The sequence below is a fragment of the Roseixanthobacter glucoisosaccharinicivorans genome (assembly GCF_043195095.2).
In the GTDB taxonomy this organism is placed as follows: Bacteria; Pseudomonadota; Alphaproteobacteria; order Rhizobiales; family Xanthobacteraceae; genus NCEH01.
The window spans coordinates 4,374,771-4,392,307 of the sequence record NZ_CM195538.1; the positions used below are offsets into that span (position 1 = coordinate 4,374,771).

A 17,537-nucleotide genomic window follows, 5' to 3' on the forward strand; every position below is an offset into this window, starting at 1 on the left:
ACTCAGCTCAAGCCCTTCAGCGGTTGGCGCCGAGCTGGTCGCGATATTCCCAGCTGCCGTCGACGCGCCGCACCAGGGCGCGGGAATAAAGATAAGCCGCCGTGCAGGCGTGGCGCGGCACCAGGGGCACCTGCGCGCCGACGCTGAGCGCCTTGGTTTCCACCACCACGTGCTCTTCCTTCATCATGCGGATGGCACCGCCGCCCTCGAACCGCTTGGCGAGCGGAATATCCGGCGAGATCGCCTTGGAGCCGGCATCGAGCGTCGCCGTCTCCGCGCGCACCGAGAGCACGGTCGCGAGCACATAGGCCGCCACCTGCCAATCGAGATCGGAAAGGTCCGCGCCGTGCTGGGCGCTGGAATAGGTGAAGCTGCCGGGCGAAACCCAGCGCGCGAGATCCTCCGGCCACAGGTTGAAGGAATAGCTGCCGCCGGCGATCAGATCGGTGGAGAGGCCGCGCGCGGCGGCAAGCGCCATGAGCGCGCGCACCGCCTGAATCACGTCCGCGAGCTGCCCCTCGCGCGCGGTGCGATCCCCCTCGTGGATATGGCCGTCATAGGCGTGCCAGCCGGCGAACAGGCCGGCCGCCGCGATGCGCTCGGCCAGTTCCACGGCTTGCGGCCCGATCGCCATGCCGGTGCGCCCGAAGCCGGGATCGAGATCCACCCGAAGCCCGATATTCCCGGCGGGAGCCGCCTCCAGCTCGCGCGACCAGGCGGCGAAGCCTTCCGGGGAATCCACCAAAGCCTCGATGCGCACCGCCGGATGGTGCCGCGCGGCGGCGGCGACGCGGCGGATCGCGACCGGATTGACGGTGGGATAGGCCCACACCACCAGCGCCGCTCCCGCTTCGCTCGCCATCTCCACTTCCGCTGGCGCCGCCGCCTTGAAGGCGCGCACGCCGCGCGCGATCATCAGTTCGGTGATCCAGGGGGCGCGATGGGTCTTCACGTGCGGCATCAGCCGGGCAATGCCGCCGGCGTGGGCCGCCGTGCGCTCCAGATTATGGAGCACGCCCTCCTCCAGGATGACGAAGCACGGCGTCTCCACGGGGAAAGGCGGCAGCGGCAGCGCGCCCGGCTGGTCGGTGGCCGAGGGCATGTGAGGGGTGTGATCCGGGCTGAGCATGGCGCATCCAATCTAGCGCGACGTGCGCAGCCGCGCCATGGCGTGTCCCCAGGTGCCCCCTGGGGCAAGCCGCCCCGGCCAGCTGCACCCCGGGACGACCCGCCGAAGCGGGGCGGCTATTTCGCCTTCAGCTCGGTCTCGATCTGCAAGGTCACCTCGTCGCTCACCGCCGGCACATAAGTCTTCATGCCGAAATCCGAGCGCTTGATCACCGCCTTCGCGTCGAAGCCAATCGAATAGGTCTTGTCCAGCGGGTTGGTGCCGGCCTTGTTGAAGGTGGCATCCAGCGTGATGGGCTTGGTGACGCCGAGCAGGGTGAGATCGCCGGTGATCTTCGCGGTCTTGCCGGTGGCGACGATCTGGGTCGCCTTGAAGGTGGCGGTGGGGAATTTCTCCACATTGAAGAATTCCGCGCTCTTCAGATGCGTGTCGAGCGCGGCATCGAGCGTGCCGACCTTGCCGGTGTGCAGGGTCACGGTGAGCGTGCTCTTTTCCGGCGCGGCAGGGTCGAGCACCAGCGTGCCCTCGGCGGCGGGCAGAAGGCCGGTGTAGGTGGAAAAGCCGAGATGGGTCACGCTCCAGCTGACGCGGCTGTGGCCGGGATCCAGAACATAGGTGCCGGCCTTCACCGCGCCGGGATCGCTGGTGCTGCCGCCACCGGAGCCGGCAGTCTGGGCCTGCGCCGGCAGGGCGATCAAGGCGAGGGCGAGGGCAGCGGCGGAAAGGCGCGCGAGCTTCATTCTGAAATGTCCCGTGGGGGCGCGGCCAGCCGGCCGGCGCCTGGAGAAGGCGACGCTACGTTGCGTCAGGGGAAGGTTCAAATGAAGGCTGCGTGAGGCGCCTGCGGCGCGCCTCGGGCCGATCGACATTCAGCGGCGTGGCGCATCGTCGAGGCGCCTAACGTTAGCGTGCGATGGTCTTTCTTTCACCGGTCGTCATGGCCGGGCCTGTCCCGGCCATGCACGCGGCGCCGACCGCACCAGCCTTCGAAAGCCAGCTCCAGCGGTGCCGCGTGGATGCACGGGACAAGCCCGTGCATGACGTTTCTCTCCTAAACAGCGTCAAGCCATGAATGTCGATCAGCTCTAGAGCTATTCCGCCGCGTCGATCTCCGCGACCGGGCGGCTGGCGGCGACGCCGTAGCGCTTGGCGACGTACTCTTCCACCATCGCGCGGAATTCGCTCTGGATGTGGGGGCCGCGCAGGGTGGCGACCTTCTTGCCGTCCATGAAGATGGGGGCGGAAGGGGTTTCCCCCGTGCCGGGCAGCGAGATGCCGATGTCGGCATGCTTGCTCTCGCCCGGGCCGTTCACGATGCAGCCCATCACCGCCACGTTGAGCGCCTCGACGCCGGGATAGGATTTCTTCCATTCCGGCATGCGCTCGCGGATCATGTCCTGCACGCTCTGCGCCAGCTCCTGGAACACGGTGCTGGTGGTGCGTCCGCAGCCGGGGCACGCGGCGACCAGCGGCACGAAGGTGCGCAAGCCCATGGTCTGCAGGATTTCCTGCGCCACCTGCACTTCGCGGGTGCGGTCGCCGTTGGGCTCCGGGGTGAGCGACACGCGGATGGTGTCGCCGATGCCGGCCTGCAGCACCACGCCCATGGCGGCGGTGGAGGCGACGATGCCCTTCGATCCCATGCCGGCCTCGGTGAGGCCGAGATGCAGGGCATAATCCGCGCGGCGGGAGAGCTCGGTATAGACGGCGATCAAATCCTGCACCGCCGAGACCTTGGCGGAGAGGATGATGCGGTTGCGGGGCAGGCCGATATCCTCGGCAAGCTGCGCCGAGAGCAGGGCCGAGCGCACCAGTGCCTCGCGCGTCACGGCGCGCGCTTCCGCCGGGCGATCCAGCTTGGCGTTCTCATCCATGAGGGCGGTCAGCAATTCGCTGTCCAGCGAACCCCAATTGGCGCCGATGCGCACCGGCTTGTCATATTTGATGGCGGTCTCGACGATGGCGGCGAACTGCCGGTCCTTCTTGTCGCCGAAGCCCACGTTGCCGGGATTGATGCGATATTTGTCCAGCGCCTCGGCGCAGGCGGGATGATCGGCCAGCAGCTTGTGGCCGATATAATGGAAATCGCCCACCAGCGGGGCGTCCACGCCCATCTTCAGCAGGCGGTCCTTGATGCGCGGCACGGCGGCGGCGGCTTCGTCCCGGTCCACCGTGATGCGCACGATCTCCGAGCCGGCGCGGGCGAGCGCGGCCACCTGGCGCACCGTGCCGTCGATGTCGGCGGTGTCGGTATTGGTCATGGACTGGACCACCACCGGCGCGTTGCCGCCCACCATGACCTTGCCCACGGGAACGCCCACGGTGGCGCGGCGCAGCGCGGGGCCGGCTTCCAGCAATTCGGTGGGCACGACGGGCTGCTGCGTCATGGGAGCGTCCTGTAATGGGCGGCGGCACCCCCGTCCCGCAGACGGCGGCGCGATTTGGCTAGCAGGTAGGCCGCGCGCGGGCGAGCGTCAATCTTTCACGCGCCGGCCGCGATCTCACTCGCGGCAACGTGCGCAGCTGCCGGCGATCTCCAGCACCCGCTGGCGCGGCTCGAACCCCTCGGCGCGCGCGGCCCAGGAGAGATCGCGCCCCACCGCGTGGGAGCGCACCTCGCGGGTGTCGCCGCACTGCTCGCAGATGAGGAACACCACCACCTCGTCCTTGTCGTGCTCATGGCCGCAGGCGAGGAACGCGTTGCGGCTTTCGATGCGGTGGGCGAGCCCTTCGTTCACCAGGAAATCCAGCACCCGATAGACCGACATGGGCGGCGGCCGCTCGCCCGCAGCCCCGAGCCGGTCCACCAATTCATAGGCGCCGAGGGGCACATGGCTCTGGGCCAGCGCCTCCATCACCCGCCGGCGCAGCGGCGTGAGGCGCATGCCTTTCTGGCTGCACAAATGTTCGATCCGCGCCATCGCGCCGGAGACGCAGGCGTCATGATCGTGGTGATGGTGCGGCGAGGCGGCGGAACCGGGCATCTGGATCTCGACCTGCATCCTGGCTTTGGCGGCCGGCGGAAAAGGCCGGGCCGCGGGCGGATGCGCCCATGGGGCAGCATCTGATGAAACAATGTAGCAATGCCCGGCGCGCTTTTCCATGGCCGCCCCGTCCGAATGCGCACGCCCGGCCCTCGCCCCGATCTCGGCGCCCGAGGAACCCTCGGGGCCAGCGGACGCGGCGGCGGCCGTCGCGGCTTGCCGAAATTCAACGGCGAAGCTTCGTCCGAAATGGCGGTTTCTTCACCCGGAAAGGCGCGGTACAGCGCCACGAAACTCCTGTTCGTCTGCGCCAACCCATTGTTTCACGTGAAACATTTTGGGCGCAACGGGCGCAATCCCAAGCGCTCCGCCAAAAAAGGCGGCGGGCGGAGCGCCCTTTGCCTCAGCGATTGTCCTTTTTCGCCTGGGCGGTGGCGACGAACTTGGTCACGCGGCCGGCTTCCGCCGGACGGGCAAGCGAATCCACCCGCTTGCGGGCCTTGGCCCGCATGCCCTCATTGGCGGTAGGCCCGCCATCGGGATGATGCGCCCCGCCCGCCGCCTGCTTCAGCGCCAAGGCGTGGCGGGCATTGGCCATCAGCTCCTCACGGGCCGCCTTCTCATTGCGGCGGGTCATCTCGCGGCGGGCGCGGGTGAGCGCATCGGTGAGAACAGAGGCTTTCTGGCGGTTGCCGAGATCGGCCTTGTCATAGCGCACCTCGCCCGGTCCCTTGCCGCGCAAGGCCCTGCGCTGGCCGTTAGCGATGGTCTGCGCCCGGTCCCGCCGCTCGCGCAGATGGCCGATGAGGGCGTGCAAGTCGGCATGGGGCATCTCGGCAAGCACGGGATGGCGGGCCTTGTCCACGAACGCCAGCTCGGCATCCGACAGCACGCGGCGCTCGTTCTTTCTTGTATGGGCCATGGCGGACGCTCCTCTTCCCAGGCTCGATGGCCGACAGTGCCACGTCTTCACCGCGCCGTCATGACACCGCGCAACAGCTAATCGCCTTGAATCGCGTATGTTTTTATTGCGGCGCGATAGGTCGAGCGCAGCCGGGCGCCCCGCATGGGCGAAATCGTGCTATGCGGGCGCATCGCATCCAGCTTGAAACACCGCCGATGAACGCCGCTCCCGCCGTCCCCGCGGACACCCCCTCTCCCCTCGCGGCCCGCATACTGCATCGCGACGGCATGGTCCTGGTGCTGGACAAGCCGGCGGGCCTGCCGGTGCATCCGGGCCCCAAGGGCGGGGAGACGCTGCACGACCATCTGAACGGCCTGCGCTTCGGCCTGCCGCGCGCGCCCGAGCTGGCGCACCGGCTGGACAAGGACACCTCCGGCTGCCTGGTCCTCGGCCGTCACGCCAAGGCGCTGGCCTTGCTGAATAAATTGTTCGCGACGGGGCAGGTGGACAAGACCTATGTGGCGCTCACCAAGGGCGCGCCGGAGGCGGACGAAGGCCGCATCGACCAGCCGCTCGCCAAGCGCTCGCCCCATCGCGGCTGGTGGATGCAGGCGGTGCCGAAAGGGTCGCCCGGTGCGCTCGAGTCCGTCACCGACTGGCGCGTGCTCCATCGTGGCGACGGCCTGAGCGTGCTGGCCTTGTCGCCGGTGACCGGGCGCACCCACCAATTGCGGGCGCACCTCTCCCATCTCGGTTTCCCGATCCTGGGCGATGCCATTTACGGCGGCGCCTCGCGCCTTCCCGGCGGTCCGATGCTGCACCTGCATTCCCGCCGCATCGTGCTTCCGGTGGCGAAGAACGGGCCGAAGCTGGACGTCAGCGCCCCCCTTCCGGCCCATATGATCGAGACACTCCAGGCGCTTGGCCTCGACGCGGACGATATCGGCGCGAAGGCGGACGCCGCCTTCTCCTGAGCCTCACCGCGTCACGAGGCGGATGCCGAGCGCGATCGGCACGATGCCGGCAAGATCCAGCAAGGGCACATGCTCGCCCAGCAGCAGCCAGCCGAACAGCAGCCCGAGCGGCGGCATGAGGAAGTGCAGCGCACTCGCCTCGGTGGCGCTGGCGCGGCCGAGGATGAAATACCACAGGCTGTATCCGCCGATGGAGACCGCCAGCACCATATAGGCGAACGATCCGACGAGTGCGGGAGTAAGATTTACAGCGCTCAGGCTCTCGGTGGCGAGGGCGACGGGCAGTAGCGCCAGCCCGGCGGCAAGGCTCTGCACGCCGCTCGCCATGAAGAGGTCGGCGCTGATGCGCACCCGCTTGTAAACCAGCGTGCCCGCCGAAAGCGCGATCAATGCCGCGAAGATGAAGAGCGTTCCGACCACGTTTTCGTGCCCGCCCGCGATCCTCGACCGCAGCACGATGGCGACCCCCAGCAGGCCGAGAACCAGCCCCAGCAGTTTGCGCCGGGTGAGGTGCTCGCCAAGGACAGGCCCGGCCAGAAACGCCACCAGCAGCGGGTTGGCGCTGATGATCACGGCGGCGAAGCCGGAGGAAACGGATGCGATGCCGACGAAGCTAAAGCCCAGATAGACCGCATTGTTCAGCACGCCCGAGACCGCGAGCATCCCCAGTTCCCGGCGCGGGATCGGCTTCAGCCTGCCCGTGAGCGCGCAACCGGCAAGCAGGATCGCACCCGCCAGCAGGAACCGCACGGACAGCAGCAGCAAGGGCGGGCAATCCACCACCGCGATCTTCGCCGAGACGAAAGCCGAGCTCCACAGCACGCAGAACAGGGCCACCAGCGCCGGCGTCGCGGCGGCCGGGGCGCCACTGGCGGGGCGAGGAGCGGCGAGGGAAGCGGTGGTCGGTTTCATGGCAGCGATCTTCAGTCGGCGATAGGAGCGCGGCGGAAGCCGCGCCGCGCGGCCTTGTTAGCGATCCCCGCGCGCATTGAAAAATGGAATGTCATGATCTTTAATAGTGGAAAATCGAATGAATGACCGACCATGCTGGATCTCGATCTGCTGCGGGCCTTCGTCAGCGTGGTGGATGCCGGCGGCTTCACCCGCGCCGGTGAACGCGTCCATCGCACCCAGTCCACCGTGAGCCAGCAGATCCGCCGGCTGGAGGAAGCGGCCGGCTGCGCGATGTTCCATCGCGCCGGCCGGGGCGTGCGGCTGACCGAGGAGGGCGAGCGGCTGATCGGCTATGCGCGCCGCATCCTGGCGCTGAGCACCGAGGCCAAGGCCGCGCTCCGGCCGAATACGCCCCAGGCTCTGGTGCGGGTCGGCATTCCCGACGATTTTGCCCTGGTCGCTCTGACCCGCACCGTCGCCGCCTTCGCCCGGATGCGGCCGGATGTGCGGCTTTCGGTGCGCTGCGGCATGTCGCGCGAGCTTGCGGCGGACCTTGCCCGCGGCGATCTCGACGTCGCGCTGCTGAAGCGAGAGCCCGGCCCGGCGGAGGCAATGGCGGTATGGCCGGAGCATCTGGTCTGGATCGCCGCCGCCGATCACCCCATACCCGCGTTGGCGCCGGTGCCGCTGGTGGCTTTCCCCCAGGGCTGCATTTATCGCAACCGCGCCATCCATGCGCTGGAAGCGGCGGGGCTCGCCTGGCGCATCGCCTATGAAAGCCCCAACCTCATGGGCCTCCAGGCGGCCTTGGCGGGAGGGCTCGGCATTGCGTTGCTGGAGCGGCGCAGCCTCACCACGACCCACCGCCTTCTCGGCGCGGCGGAGGGCCTACCCGATGTGCCCCCCGGCGAGCTGGCCCTGTGCCTCGCCCCCGGGGTGGATGAGGCGGGGCGGGCGCTGGCCGGCATCCTCGCCCGCTTCTGCGACACCGCGACCCCGGCGGAGCTGGCGGCCTGAGCCGCGCGTCCTGTCAGGCCTCGGATTTGGTCACCAGAAAAGGGCCGATGGCGAGCACGTTGAGGCCGGAATTCAGCAGCACGTGCACGGCATCGGCCGGACGATGCACAAGCGGCAAGCCGTGCAGATTGAGCGACGTGTTCAACAGCCCGCCGACCCCGGTGCGGGCCGCGAAGCACTGGATCAGGTCCCAATATTCGGCATTGGCCTCCCGCATCACCACCTGTGGCCGGCAGGTCCGATCATAGGGGTGAATGCCGGCCTTCAGCACGTCGGCGCCGAGCTGGGTGGTATCGAACGACAGGATCATGTGCGGCGCCGCCACTTGCTTGGCATTCGCCAGATAGGCCGGCGCATGGCTGTCGGCGATCGAGGAGGCGAACGGCATCCAGAAATCCCGGCTTTTCACCATCTCGTTGATGGTGCGGATCACCTCGGGATTGCGCGGGTCGGCGATGATGGCGCGATTGCCGAGGGAGCGCGCGCCGAATTCCTCGCGGCCGGCAAAGCGGCCGACCACGGCTCCCCCCACCAGCAGGTCCGCCACTGCCTCATTGAGGGAATCGGGCCGCGCGACGCGAATCTCGCCGCGCGCGAGGTGCGGTTCGAGATCGGCGTGGATCTCCTCTTCGCTCCAGTCCGGGCCGAGATAGAAACTGCCGAGCGGCGGCACGCTCGGCCCGCCGGATCGTTCCGCCCGCGCGAGATAAGCGGCGCCGATGGCGTTGGTCTCGTCGCCGCAGGACGGGAAGATGAAGAGGTGCTCCACCTCCTCAAGCTCCATGATCTTCTTGTTGGCCTTCACATTCATGAAGACCCCGCCCGCCAGTGCCACGCGCGTGATGCCCGTGGCCTTGACCGCGCGGCGCACCAGTTCGCACAGCATCTCCTCGGTGAACAGCTGCAGACCGCCCATGATGGCGTCGAAGCGCTGCTCGAAGAACAGCTTCTCCAGCACCGGCTGGATATGCATCGTATGCGGCACGCCGGGCCGGCGCTGCCAGCTCGGGCTGCCGTCATCCGCCCAGGCGAACAGGCCGTGCAGCCGGTCCGCGATCCTCCGTGAGGCCGAGGGCGAGGCATAGGGCGCCATGCCCATGAGCTTGTATTCGTGCTCATTGGGCACCATGCCCATCATGTAAGTGACGACCCCGTACAAGGTGCCGAAGGAATGGCTCCAATGGGTCGCGAAACGGCGCTCCAGCCGGTGGTCGCGGCCGATGCTGACGGTAGAGCACAGCTCATCTCCCGAGCCGTCCACCGTGATCACCAGCACCGGAGCGTCGCGGACCTCCTGGCCGAAATAGGCCGTGGCGGCATGGCATTCGTGGTGCTCGTAGGTCTTGATGGCATCCGGACGGAAGCCGAGCGCCAGATAGGCCTCGCGCCGCTTGCGCCTCTTCTCGCCTTGCACGATCGCCCGCAGCGGGGTGTGGCGCAGCAGGTCGCGCGCCTTGCCCTGCCAGCGGCCGGATTTGCGGAACAGGCGGATCCAACCCTCGCGGTCCAGCGGCGGAATGGGCAGATGGCCGGCGAGCGCCACCACCTCCACCTGCTCCGGCTTCAGCGCGTGCCGCTGGAGGAGCCATTCCATCGAAAGGGTGGGCGTCTGGTGGAAGTTCTTGATCCGCCGGGGCCGTTCCTCCTGCAAGGCGTCCAATGTGCCGGTGGGGGTGAGAATCGCCGCCGCCGCATTGTGCGAATCGGAAATGCCGAGGATCGTCATACGCGCGCTCTGTTCTTGTTCGTTGAAGACCGCCCCCGGCCCGTTCGGCGCCTTAGTTGCATACTTCGCCGGTGCACGCGACGCCATTTTAATGGTCGTGTCGCCCTATTCGGGTAATTCTCTCGCGCGACCGGGCTACCTCCCCATACGGCGTCAGCTCTTCAGGCGATAGCCGGTCTTGAACATCCACATGACGATGCCGAGGCATATGCACAGGAACAGCAGAGTCATGGCCAGGCTGATCTCCACACCCACGTCGGAGATGCCGAAGAAGCTCCAGCGAAACCCGCTCACCAGATAGACCACGGGATTGAACAGCGTGACGGTGCGCCAGAACGGCGGCAGCATGTCGATGGAATAGAAGCTGCCGCCAAGGAAGGTCAGCGGCGTCACGATCAGCAGCGGCACCAGTTGCAGCTTCTCGAAATTGTCGGCCCAGATGCCTATAACGAAGCCGAACAGGGAGAAGGTGACCGCCGTCAGCACCAGGAATGAGAGCATCCAGAACGGGTGCACGATGTGCAGGTTGACGAACAGCGAGGCCGTGCCGAGCGTGATGAGCCCGAGAATGATGGATTTCGAGGCCGCCGCCCCCACGTAGGCGATGACGATCTCCACCGCCGAGACCGGCGCCGAGAGCAATTCGTAGATAGTGCCGACGAAGCGCGGGAAATAGATGCCGAACGAGGCATTGGAGATGCTCTGCGTCAGCAGGCCCAGCATGATGAGGCCCGGCACGATGAAGGCGCCGTAGCTGACCCCGCCGATCTCAGCCATATGCGAGCCGATCGCGGATCCGAACACCACGAAATACAGCGAGGTGGAGAGAACCGGCGAGATGATGGATTGCAGCAGGGTCCGGCCGGTGCGGGCCATTTCGAAGATGTAGATCGCGCGGATGGCATGGATGTTCATTGCGCGTCTCTCATCAGGCTCACGAAAATATCCTCAAGCGAACTCTGCTCCGTATGCAGATCCTTGAAGGTGACGCCGGCGTCGGCGAGATCGCGCAGCAGATCGGCAATGCCGGATCGTTCGCCATCGGTTTCGTAGGTGTAGATCAGGTCCGTCCGGTCGGCGGAGAGGGCCAGCTGGTGGGCGGACAGGGAGGGCGGAATCGCTGGGAGCGGCGTCGCCAATTGCAGGGTGAGGTGTTTCTTGCCGAGCTTGCGCATCAGCGTGCGCTTCTCCTCCACCAGGATCAGCTCGCCCTTGCGGATCACGCCGATGCGGTCCGCCATCTCCTCCGCCTCTTCCAAATAATGGGTCGTGAGGATGATGGTGACGCCGGATTCGCGCAGGGTGCGCATCACCCGCCACATGTCGCGGCGCAGTTCCACGTCCACACCCGCCGTCGGCTCGTCGAGGAACAGGATGCGCGGCTCGTGGGAGAGCGCCTTGGCGATCAGCACGCGGCGCTTCATGCCGCCGGACAGCGTCATGATCTTGCTGTCCTTCTTGTCCCAGAGGGACAGGTCCCGCAGCACCTTTTCGATGTGCGCGGGGTTCGGCTTCTTGCCGAACAGGCCGCGGCTGAAGCTCACCGTGCCCCACACGCTCTCGAACGCGTCGGTGGTGAGTTCCTGCGGCACGAGGCCGATCTGGCTGCGGGCGGCGCGATAATTCTTGATGATGTCGGCGCCGTCCACGGTGACCGTGCCGCCGGTCGGATTGACGATACCGCAGACGATGGAGATGAGCGTCGTCTTGCCGGCCCCATTGGGGCCCAGCAGGGCGAAAATCTCGCCGCGCCGGATATCGAGGGAGACGTCCTTAAGGGCGCTGTGGCCGGACGCATAGGTCTTCGACAGATGACTGATGGAAAGGATCGACTGCATGGGCGGGGGTATAGCGCGGGAGGGCTTCCGGGTCGATATCGCAAGGTCGTGAACGCACCGCCGCTCCGTTCAAACCGGGCTGCGCCCCGGCGGTGAAAGCCGTATCGAAAAGCAGAACCTACCCGTGCGGGAGCAGGCGATGCCGAACGAACCCTTCAGCAGCGAGACCGCGGAGGCCATGTGGCGCGCAGTCCAGACGCGGGACCGCGCGCGGGACGGCACCTTCGTCTATGGCGTGCGGACCACCGGAATTTACTGCCGCCCGTCCTGCCCATCCGGTCCGGCGCTGCGGGCGCACGTGAGCTTTCATGCCGATCCGATCGACGCCGAAGCTGCCGGCTTGAGGGCCTGCCTGCGCTGCCGGCCGCGTATGGATGCGACCGCGAACTCTTAAGCGGCGGTCAGGGCGACAGCCGGGCGGTAAAACATGTTCCCTTCGCGCCCCCCACGCGTGCGGCCCGAAGGTGCGCGGCGCGGCGGCTCAGCCGTCGAACACGGTCTTGAAGCGCGCGTGCGCATTCTCGATGTGAACGCGCATGGCGGCGGCGGCGGCCTCGGCGTCCCGCTCGGCGAAGGCGTCCAGAATCCGCGCATGCTCAACGATCGCATCCTGGGTGACGCGGGCATGGAAGCGCAGGCGGAACAGGTGCAGATGCACTCTCTGCTGGGTGATGATGTCGTGCAAAAGGTCGTTCTGGCTCGCCTTGGCAATGGCCGCGTGGAAGCGCGCATCCTCCTGGGCGAATGCATTATAGGCGGATTGCGCGTCCTCGGGCTTGGAGTCGCGCATGTGCGCGGCGAGCCCCGCTATCCCCTGAAATTCTTCCGACGACATGAGTACGGCCGCCTTGGCGGCCGCCGGCGGCTCGATCAACAGGCGAAGTTCGCACAAATTGTCGAATTGCCTGCGCGTCAATTGCGAGGCGGCGCGATAACCGGAGAGGTGGATCTTCACCACCAGACCCTGCGCCTCAAGTTGAGAAAGTGCTTCGCGGATCGGGGTCTGCGATACGCCAAGCTGGCGCGCGAGTCCGTCGACACCTATGCGCTCACCGGGCTGTATTTCCAGCGACATCAACTTCTTGAGCAGAATGTCATAGACTTCGTTGCCCAAGCGGATGGGCTTGGAAATCTGATAAGTACTGCTCATTTGGCGCCCAGCCGTCGATCTTGAGGCATTTTCTCTCAATAACAGTAAAAAAGGCAATGATATGTCCGCTCGCGGACCTCAATCCCCTTGACTCAGGGAAATCATAGCAGCCATGTTCGCGGCCATCAATTCCGATATCAAATCGGATCGGATATAGGGAGACGTATTATGGGCCTGTCCCGCCGCACGGCCATCGGCCTGCTTTCCGCCGCTGCCCTCCTGGGCTCCTTCGGCGCTGCCTCGGCGCAGGAAACCATCAAGATCGGCCTCACCGCGCCGCTCACCGGCCCGGCCGCCGAGATCGGCCATCTCCAGACCGAAGGCGCCAAGCTGGGCGTCGAGAAGGTGAACGCCGCCGGCGGCGTGCTCGGCAAGAAGTTCGAATTGGTGATCGAGGACGACCAGACCACCAATCCCGGCATCGTGCTCGCCTTCTCCCGCCTGGTCAGCCGTGGCGATCTCGTCGCAGTGCTCTCCTCGGTGCGCTCCACCCAGGTGAACGCCATTTCCGGCGATGCCAAGAAGGCCGGCATCCCGGTGTTCTTCGGCGGCACCGACCCCACGCTGACCCATTCCGGCAATCCCTGGCTGTTCCGCACACGCCCCAATGACAGCTATTCGGCCAAGGTGATCGCCGATTTCGGCGTCAACCAGCTGAAGAAGAAGAAGTGGGCAATTCTGCATTCCACCGACGCGTTCGGCACCAATGGCGCCAAGGCGCTGGTTGAATCCCTCAAGGCACTGGGCGTCGAGCCGGTGCTGGTGCAGGGCTTTAACAACGGCCAGGCCGATCTCACCCCGGTGGTGCTCGCGGTGCGCCAGTCCGGCGCCGATATCATCGCCACCTATACCGCGTTCGAGAACGACGTCGCCGTGCTGGCCCGCCAGCTCAAGCAGTTCGGCGTGACGGCCCCGTGGGTTGGCTCGGCTTCGGTCGCCTCGACCACCGCCATGCAGCTCGCCGGCCCCGCTCTCTACGGCACCTATGCCGTTGCCGACTTCAACGCGGATTCCAACGCACAGGCGAAGGCCTATTTCGAGGAATTCTCCAAGAAGGTCGGCCGCGCGCCCGACTACACCTCGGCCTGGGCCTATGACGCGATCATGGTGCTGGCGGAAGCCATCAAGAAGGCCGGCAGCACGGATCCCGCCAAGCTGCGCGAGGCGCTCCTGTCCATCAAGGACTTCCCGGGCACCGAGGGCACCTATAGCTTCGACGAGAACGGTGACGGCCTGCGTGGCTACAACATCGTCAAGAACGAAAACGGCAAGATCGTCTTCGATCGTCACATCGCCTTCGACAAGTGATCGCCCGGCCCTTTTGAAGGGCACGGCGTACGCCTGAAATAGCCGTGATGCCCGGGCTCGTCCCGGGCATCCACACGGTTGCATCGGAACACCCGATACGGCTGGAACAGGCGGTGCCGCGCGGATGGCCGGGGCAAACCCGGCGCCGACGAACGGTTTGACGGCGCGGACGGGCCGCTTTCCCCCCTTCCAGACAGTCCTCGTATTTTCTCGCGCACAGGATCGGCGATGAGCTTGCTTCCTCAGCTTCTATTCACCGGGATTGGCATCGGCAGCATCTATGCCATGGTCGCCCTCGGCTTCGTTCTGCTCATTCGCTCGGCCAATGTGGTGAATTTCGCCCAGGGCGAGTTCTCCATGCTCGGCGCCTATTTCATGGTGATCCTGTTCGCCGGTTTCGGCGTGCCCTATCCCATCGCCCTGATCGGGGCGGTGGTGCTGATGGCGGTGTTCGGCGTGATCTTCGCCGGCATCACCTATTGGCCGCTGCGCGACCGCGGCCAGATCCCGGTGATCATCTCCACCATCGGCGCGACCATCCTCCTGTCGAACCTGATCCTCGCCACCTACGGGCCGAGCCCGCAGGTGCTGCCCGGCCTGTTCGATGGCGCCGGCTTCCTGGTCGGCAACATCTTCATGGACACGCAGTATCTCTCCATCATCGCGGTCACCATCGCATTGGTGACGCTGCAATATCTGGTGTTCGAAAAGACCATGGTCGGCAAGAAGCTGCAGGCCACCTCGCAGGACAAGGAAATGGCCAGCCTGCTCGGCATTCCGGTCATCGCCATGATCCTCGGCACCTTCGCCTATAGCGCGGCGCTCGGCGGCCTCGCCGGCATCCTGGTGGCGCCGATCCTGTTCGTATCGGTCGGCATCGGCCCGCTGATCGCGCTGAAAGCCTTTGCGGCCAATATCATCGGCGGCTTCGGCTCGATCCCGGGCGCGATCTTCGGCGGCCTGCTGATCGGCATCGTGGAGACGCTGGGCGCCGCCTACATCTCCGTTCCCTACAAGGACGCCTTCGCGTTCCTGATGCTGCTCGCCGTGCTGCTGGTTCGCCCGCAGGGGCTGTTCGGCGAACGCATCGCCGAGAAGGCGTGAGGAGGCATTCATGAAAACCGCAGCCTCGCACCGCAACCGCGCGCTCCTGTCCGGGGGCATCGCCATCCTGGCCGTGATCGCCATCGCCTTCGTGGCGCCGACCCACGGCTATTATCTCAACATCATGATGCAGGCGGCGACCTATGCGATCGCCGTCGCCGGCGTCGTCATCGTGCTCGGCTATTGCGGCCAGCTCGCCTTGTGCCAGGCCGCGTTCCTGGGCATCGGCGCCTATTGCGTCGCCCTCGGCACGGTGGATTACGGCCTGCCCTTCTTCGTCGCGCTCGGCATGGGCGTGGTGGTGACCGGGCTTGGCGGCATGTTCCTGGGCTTCGCCTCGCTGCGGCTCGGCGGGCATTATCTCGCCATGGTGACCATCGGCTTCCAGATGATCGTCACCATGGTGCTGACCAATTGGATCAGCCTGACTCGCGGACCGGACGGGGTTTCCGGCGTGCCCCGGCCGATGCTCGGGCCGCTCGATCTTTCGGGCGGGTCCACCTATCTCGGCCTGTGCATGGTGTTCCTGGTGGTGGTCACGCTGTATGCCGCCTTGCTGAAGACCAGCCGCCTCGGCCGGGCCATGCAGGCGGTGCGCGACAATGAGATCGCCGCCTCCACCTGCGGCATCAACGTGTTCCGTACCAAGACCGTGGCTTTCGGCATCAGCGCCGCGCTCGGCGGTCTCGGCGGCGGGCTGTTCGCCGGTGCCTTCTCCTACATCTCCCCGGACCAGTTCACCTTCAACGAATCCATCGTTCTGCTCACCATGGCACTGCTGGGCGGGGTGCAGTCCCCCATCGGCGCCCTGCTCGGAACAGTGCTGCTGGTGCTGCTGCCCGAATGGCTGCGCTTCCTGCGCCAAGCCTATCTCGCCGTGTACGGCGCGGCGGTGATCGGCATCATGATCTTCCTGCCGAACGGCGTCTGGGGTCTTCTCACCAAGCGCTTTTTCAAGTCCGCACCCGCCGAGACGGGTCCGGTGACGCCCCTGCCCCTGCTGAGCCGCACCGGCACCATGTCGTCCGATGTGGTGCTGGAGGTGACCGGGCTCGCCAAGCACTTCGGCGGCCTCAAGGCCCTCGACGGCGTGGACTTCAAGGTCCGCAAGGGCTCGGTGCATGCGCTGATCGGGCCGAACGGCTCGGGCAAGACCACCATGCTCAACGTCATCACCGGCCTTTACGTGGCGACGGCAGGCCGGGTGAAGCTGCTCGGCGATGACATCACCGCCTTGCCGCCCCACGAGCGCACCCGGCGCGGCATGTGCCGCACCTACCAGAACATCCGCGTGTTCCGCGGCCTTTCGGTGCTGGAGAATGTCACCATCGGCGCCGAGCGGCCCGGCAACGACATTTCCGGCTCCGATGCCACGGTGGAGCGGGCGCTTGCCGCGCTCGACTTCGTCGGCCTGCGCAACGTCGCGCATCTGCCGGTGGGCGATCTGCCCTATGGCCACCAGCGCTATGTGGAGATCGCGCGCGCGCTCGCCGGCTCGCCGGAAATCCTGTTGCTGGATGAGCCTGCCGCCGGCCTCAACCTGACCGAAAAGGGCGAGATGGCGGAATTGCTCAAGCGCCTGAAGGGCCATGGGCTGACCATCGTCATCATCGACCACGACATGAAGCTGATCGAGCAGGTGGCCGACCGCATCACCGTGCTGAATTTCGGCCGCGGCATCGCCGACGGCGATCCCAAGTCCGTGCTCAGCCATCCCGAAGTCATCGCCGCCTACCTGGGGGAGCCGCAAAATGAAGCTGCTTGAGATCAAGGGGCTCACCGCGCGCTACACCGCGAGCGACGTCCTCAAGGGGTTGGACCTTACGGTGAACGAGGGCGAGATCGTCGCCCTGCTCGGTTCCAACGGCGCCGGGAAGAGCACCACGCTGCGCTCCATCTCCGGCCTCATGCCCAACACGTCGGGCGAGATCCTGTTCGCGGGCGCGCCGATCCTCGGCATGAAGACCGGTGCCATCGCCCGCCTCGGCATCGCCCATGTGCCGGAGGGCCGGCGCCTGTTTCCCGGCCTCACGGTGCGCGACAACATCCTGCTCGGCTCCTCCAACCGCTCGGGCGTCAGCCGCGCCCAATTGGAGCGGGAAGCCGACGAGATGTTCGCCTTCTTCCCCGATCTGCAACGCCTGGAGCATGCCTATAGCTGGACGCTGTCCGGCGGACAGATGCAGATGGTTGCAGTCGCACGCGGCCTGATGGCCAAGCCCCGCCTGCTGTTGCTCGACGAGCCCTCGCTCGGCCTCGCGCCGAAGATCGTGCAGCAGGTGTTCCGCATCATTGCCCAGATCCGCGAGCGCGGCACCACCGTGCTGCTGGTGGAGCAGAACGCCAACATGGCGCTCTCCGTCGCCGACCGCGGCTATGTGCTGGAGGCCGGCTCCCTGCTGGTGTCGGGCAAGCCGGATGAATTGTGGAACAACGCCCAGGTGCGCGCTGCCTATCTCGGCGGGTTCGCGGCCTCGGCGTGATGTCCGGCGGCGCGCCGCCTCTCTCG

General features: G+C 66.5%; 17 protein-coding genes. 7 read left to right on the forward strand and 10 right to left on the reverse strand.

Features of this window, described 5'->3' with window-relative positions:
* Positions 1 to 16: 16 nt before the first annotated feature.
* The 5 genes from V5F78_RS20255 to V5F78_RS20275 form a co-directional block, all read right to left on the reverse strand.
* Positions 17 to 1,129: an alanine racemase gene (locus V5F78_RS20255; RefSeq protein WP_394070576.1), complete on the reverse strand. Its 1,113-nt coding sequence runs from the start codon at positions 1,127 to 1,129 to the stop codon at positions 17 to 19.
* Positions 1,130 to 1,245: 116 nt separating this feature from the next.
* Positions 1,246 to 1,869 carry a YceI family protein gene (locus V5F78_RS20260; RefSeq protein ID WP_394070578.1) on the reverse strand — a complete coding sequence of 208 codons (624 nt, stop codon included), beginning with the start codon at positions 1,867 to 1,869 and terminating at the stop codon, positions 1,246 to 1,248.
* A 351-nt stretch (positions 1,870 to 2,220) separates the two neighbouring features.
* Entirely contained in the window at positions 2,221 to 3,516 is a 1,296-nt protein-coding gene (gene ispG / locus V5F78_RS20265; RefSeq protein WP_394070580.1) for a flavodoxin-dependent (E)-4-hydroxy-3-methylbut-2-enyl-diphosphate synthase, read from the reverse strand.
* A 114-nt stretch (positions 3,517 to 3,630) separates the two neighbouring features.
* On the reverse strand, positions 3,631 to 4,113 hold the full coding sequence (locus V5F78_RS20270) for a Fur family transcriptional regulator (RefSeq protein WP_394070582.1): 483 nt from the start codon (positions 4,111 to 4,113) through the stop codon (positions 3,631 to 3,633).
* Positions 4,114 to 4,516: 403 nt separating this feature from the next.
* Positions 4,517 to 5,035 carry a hypothetical protein gene (locus tag V5F78_RS20275; protein WP_394070584.1) on the reverse strand — a complete coding sequence of 173 codons (519 nt, stop codon included), beginning with the start codon at positions 5,033 to 5,035 and terminating at the stop codon, positions 4,517 to 4,519.
* A 197-nt stretch (positions 5,036 to 5,232) separates the two neighbouring features.
* On the opposite strand from V5F78_RS20275, the gene V5F78_RS20280 reads away from it, so the two are divergent.
* A complete protein-coding gene (locus V5F78_RS20280; RefSeq protein WP_394070586.1) occupies positions 5,233 to 5,991 on the forward strand; it encodes an RluA family pseudouridine synthase in 759 nt (252 codons plus the stop codon).
* Between the two features lie 3 nt (positions 5,992 to 5,994).
* Here V5F78_RS20280 and V5F78_RS20285 read toward each other — a convergent pair whose 3' ends face one another.
* Positions 5,995 to 6,903, reverse strand: coding sequence for a DMT family transporter (locus V5F78_RS20285; protein WP_394070588.1), 909 nt, complete (start codon positions 6,901 to 6,903; stop codon positions 5,995 to 5,997).
* A 132-nt stretch (positions 6,904 to 7,035) separates the two neighbouring features.
* On the opposite strand from V5F78_RS20285, the gene V5F78_RS20290 reads away from it, so the two are divergent.
* Positions 7,036 to 7,902: a LysR substrate-binding domain-containing protein gene (locus tag V5F78_RS20290; RefSeq protein WP_394070590.1), complete on the forward strand. Its 867-nt coding sequence runs from the start codon at positions 7,036 to 7,038 to the stop codon at positions 7,900 to 7,902.
* Between the two features lie 13 nt (positions 7,903 to 7,915).
* Here the strand turns inward: V5F78_RS20290 and V5F78_RS20295 are convergent, their stop codons facing one another.
* From V5F78_RS20295 to V5F78_RS20305, 3 genes are all read right to left on the reverse strand, one after another.
* The gene (locus V5F78_RS20295; RefSeq protein WP_394070592.1) at positions 7,916 to 9,628 is read right to left on the reverse strand and encodes a carbamoyltransferase C-terminal domain-containing protein; all 1,713 of its coding nucleotides are present in this window, start codon (positions 9,626 to 9,628) and stop codon (positions 7,916 to 7,918) included.
* 153 nt (positions 9,629 to 9,781) lie between these two features.
* Positions 9,782 to 10,543: an ABC transporter permease gene (locus V5F78_RS20300; RefSeq protein WP_394070594.1), complete on the reverse strand. Its 762-nt coding sequence runs from the start codon at positions 10,541 to 10,543 to the stop codon at positions 9,782 to 9,784.
* Positions 10,540 to 11,466: an ABC transporter ATP-binding protein gene (locus tag V5F78_RS20305; protein WP_394070596.1), complete on the reverse strand. Its 927-nt coding sequence runs from the start codon at positions 11,464 to 11,466 to the stop codon at positions 10,540 to 10,542. Before V5F78_RS20305 ends, V5F78_RS20300 begins: the two co-directional genes overlap by 4 nt.
* A 139-nt stretch (positions 11,467 to 11,605) precedes the next feature.
* On the opposite strand from V5F78_RS20305, the gene V5F78_RS20310 reads away from it, so the two are divergent.
* A complete protein-coding gene (locus V5F78_RS20310; RefSeq protein ID WP_394070598.1) occupies positions 11,606 to 11,860 on the forward strand; it encodes an Ada metal-binding domain-containing protein in 255 nt (84 codons plus the stop codon).
* Positions 11,861 to 11,947: 87 nt separating this feature from the next.
* Here V5F78_RS20310 and V5F78_RS20315 read toward each other — a convergent pair whose 3' ends face one another.
* Positions 11,948 to 12,673, reverse strand: a complete 726-nt coding sequence (locus V5F78_RS20315; protein ID WP_509276332.1) for an FCD domain-containing protein — start codon at positions 12,671 to 12,673, stop codon at positions 11,948 to 11,950.
* Between the two features lie 111 nt (positions 12,674 to 12,784).
* Between V5F78_RS20315 and V5F78_RS20320 the strand changes: the two genes are divergently transcribed.
* The 4 genes from V5F78_RS20320 (at position 12,785) to V5F78_RS20335 (ending at position 17,511) form a co-directional block, all read left to right on the forward strand.
* Positions 12,785 to 13,924, forward strand: a complete 1,140-nt coding sequence (locus tag V5F78_RS20320) for an ABC transporter substrate-binding protein (RefSeq protein ID WP_394070602.1) — start codon at positions 12,785 to 12,787, stop codon at positions 13,922 to 13,924.
* Between the two features lie 228 nt (positions 13,925 to 14,152).
* On the forward strand, positions 14,153 to 15,028 hold the full coding sequence (locus tag V5F78_RS20325; protein WP_394070604.1) for a branched-chain amino acid ABC transporter permease: 876 nt from the start codon (positions 14,153 to 14,155) through the stop codon (positions 15,026 to 15,028).
* Positions 15,029 to 15,038: 10 nt separating this feature from the next.
* Positions 15,039 to 16,793, forward strand: a complete 1,755-nt coding sequence (locus V5F78_RS20330) for a branched-chain amino acid ABC transporter ATP-binding protein/permease (protein WP_394070606.1) — start codon at positions 15,039 to 15,041, stop codon at positions 16,791 to 16,793.
* Positions 16,780 to 17,511, forward strand: a complete 732-nt coding sequence (locus tag V5F78_RS20335) for an ABC transporter ATP-binding protein (RefSeq protein ID WP_394070608.1) — start codon at positions 16,780 to 16,782, stop codon at positions 17,509 to 17,511. The genes V5F78_RS20330 and V5F78_RS20335 overlap by 14 nt, the downstream gene beginning before the upstream one ends.
* Positions 17,512 to 17,537 lie beyond the last annotated feature (26 nt).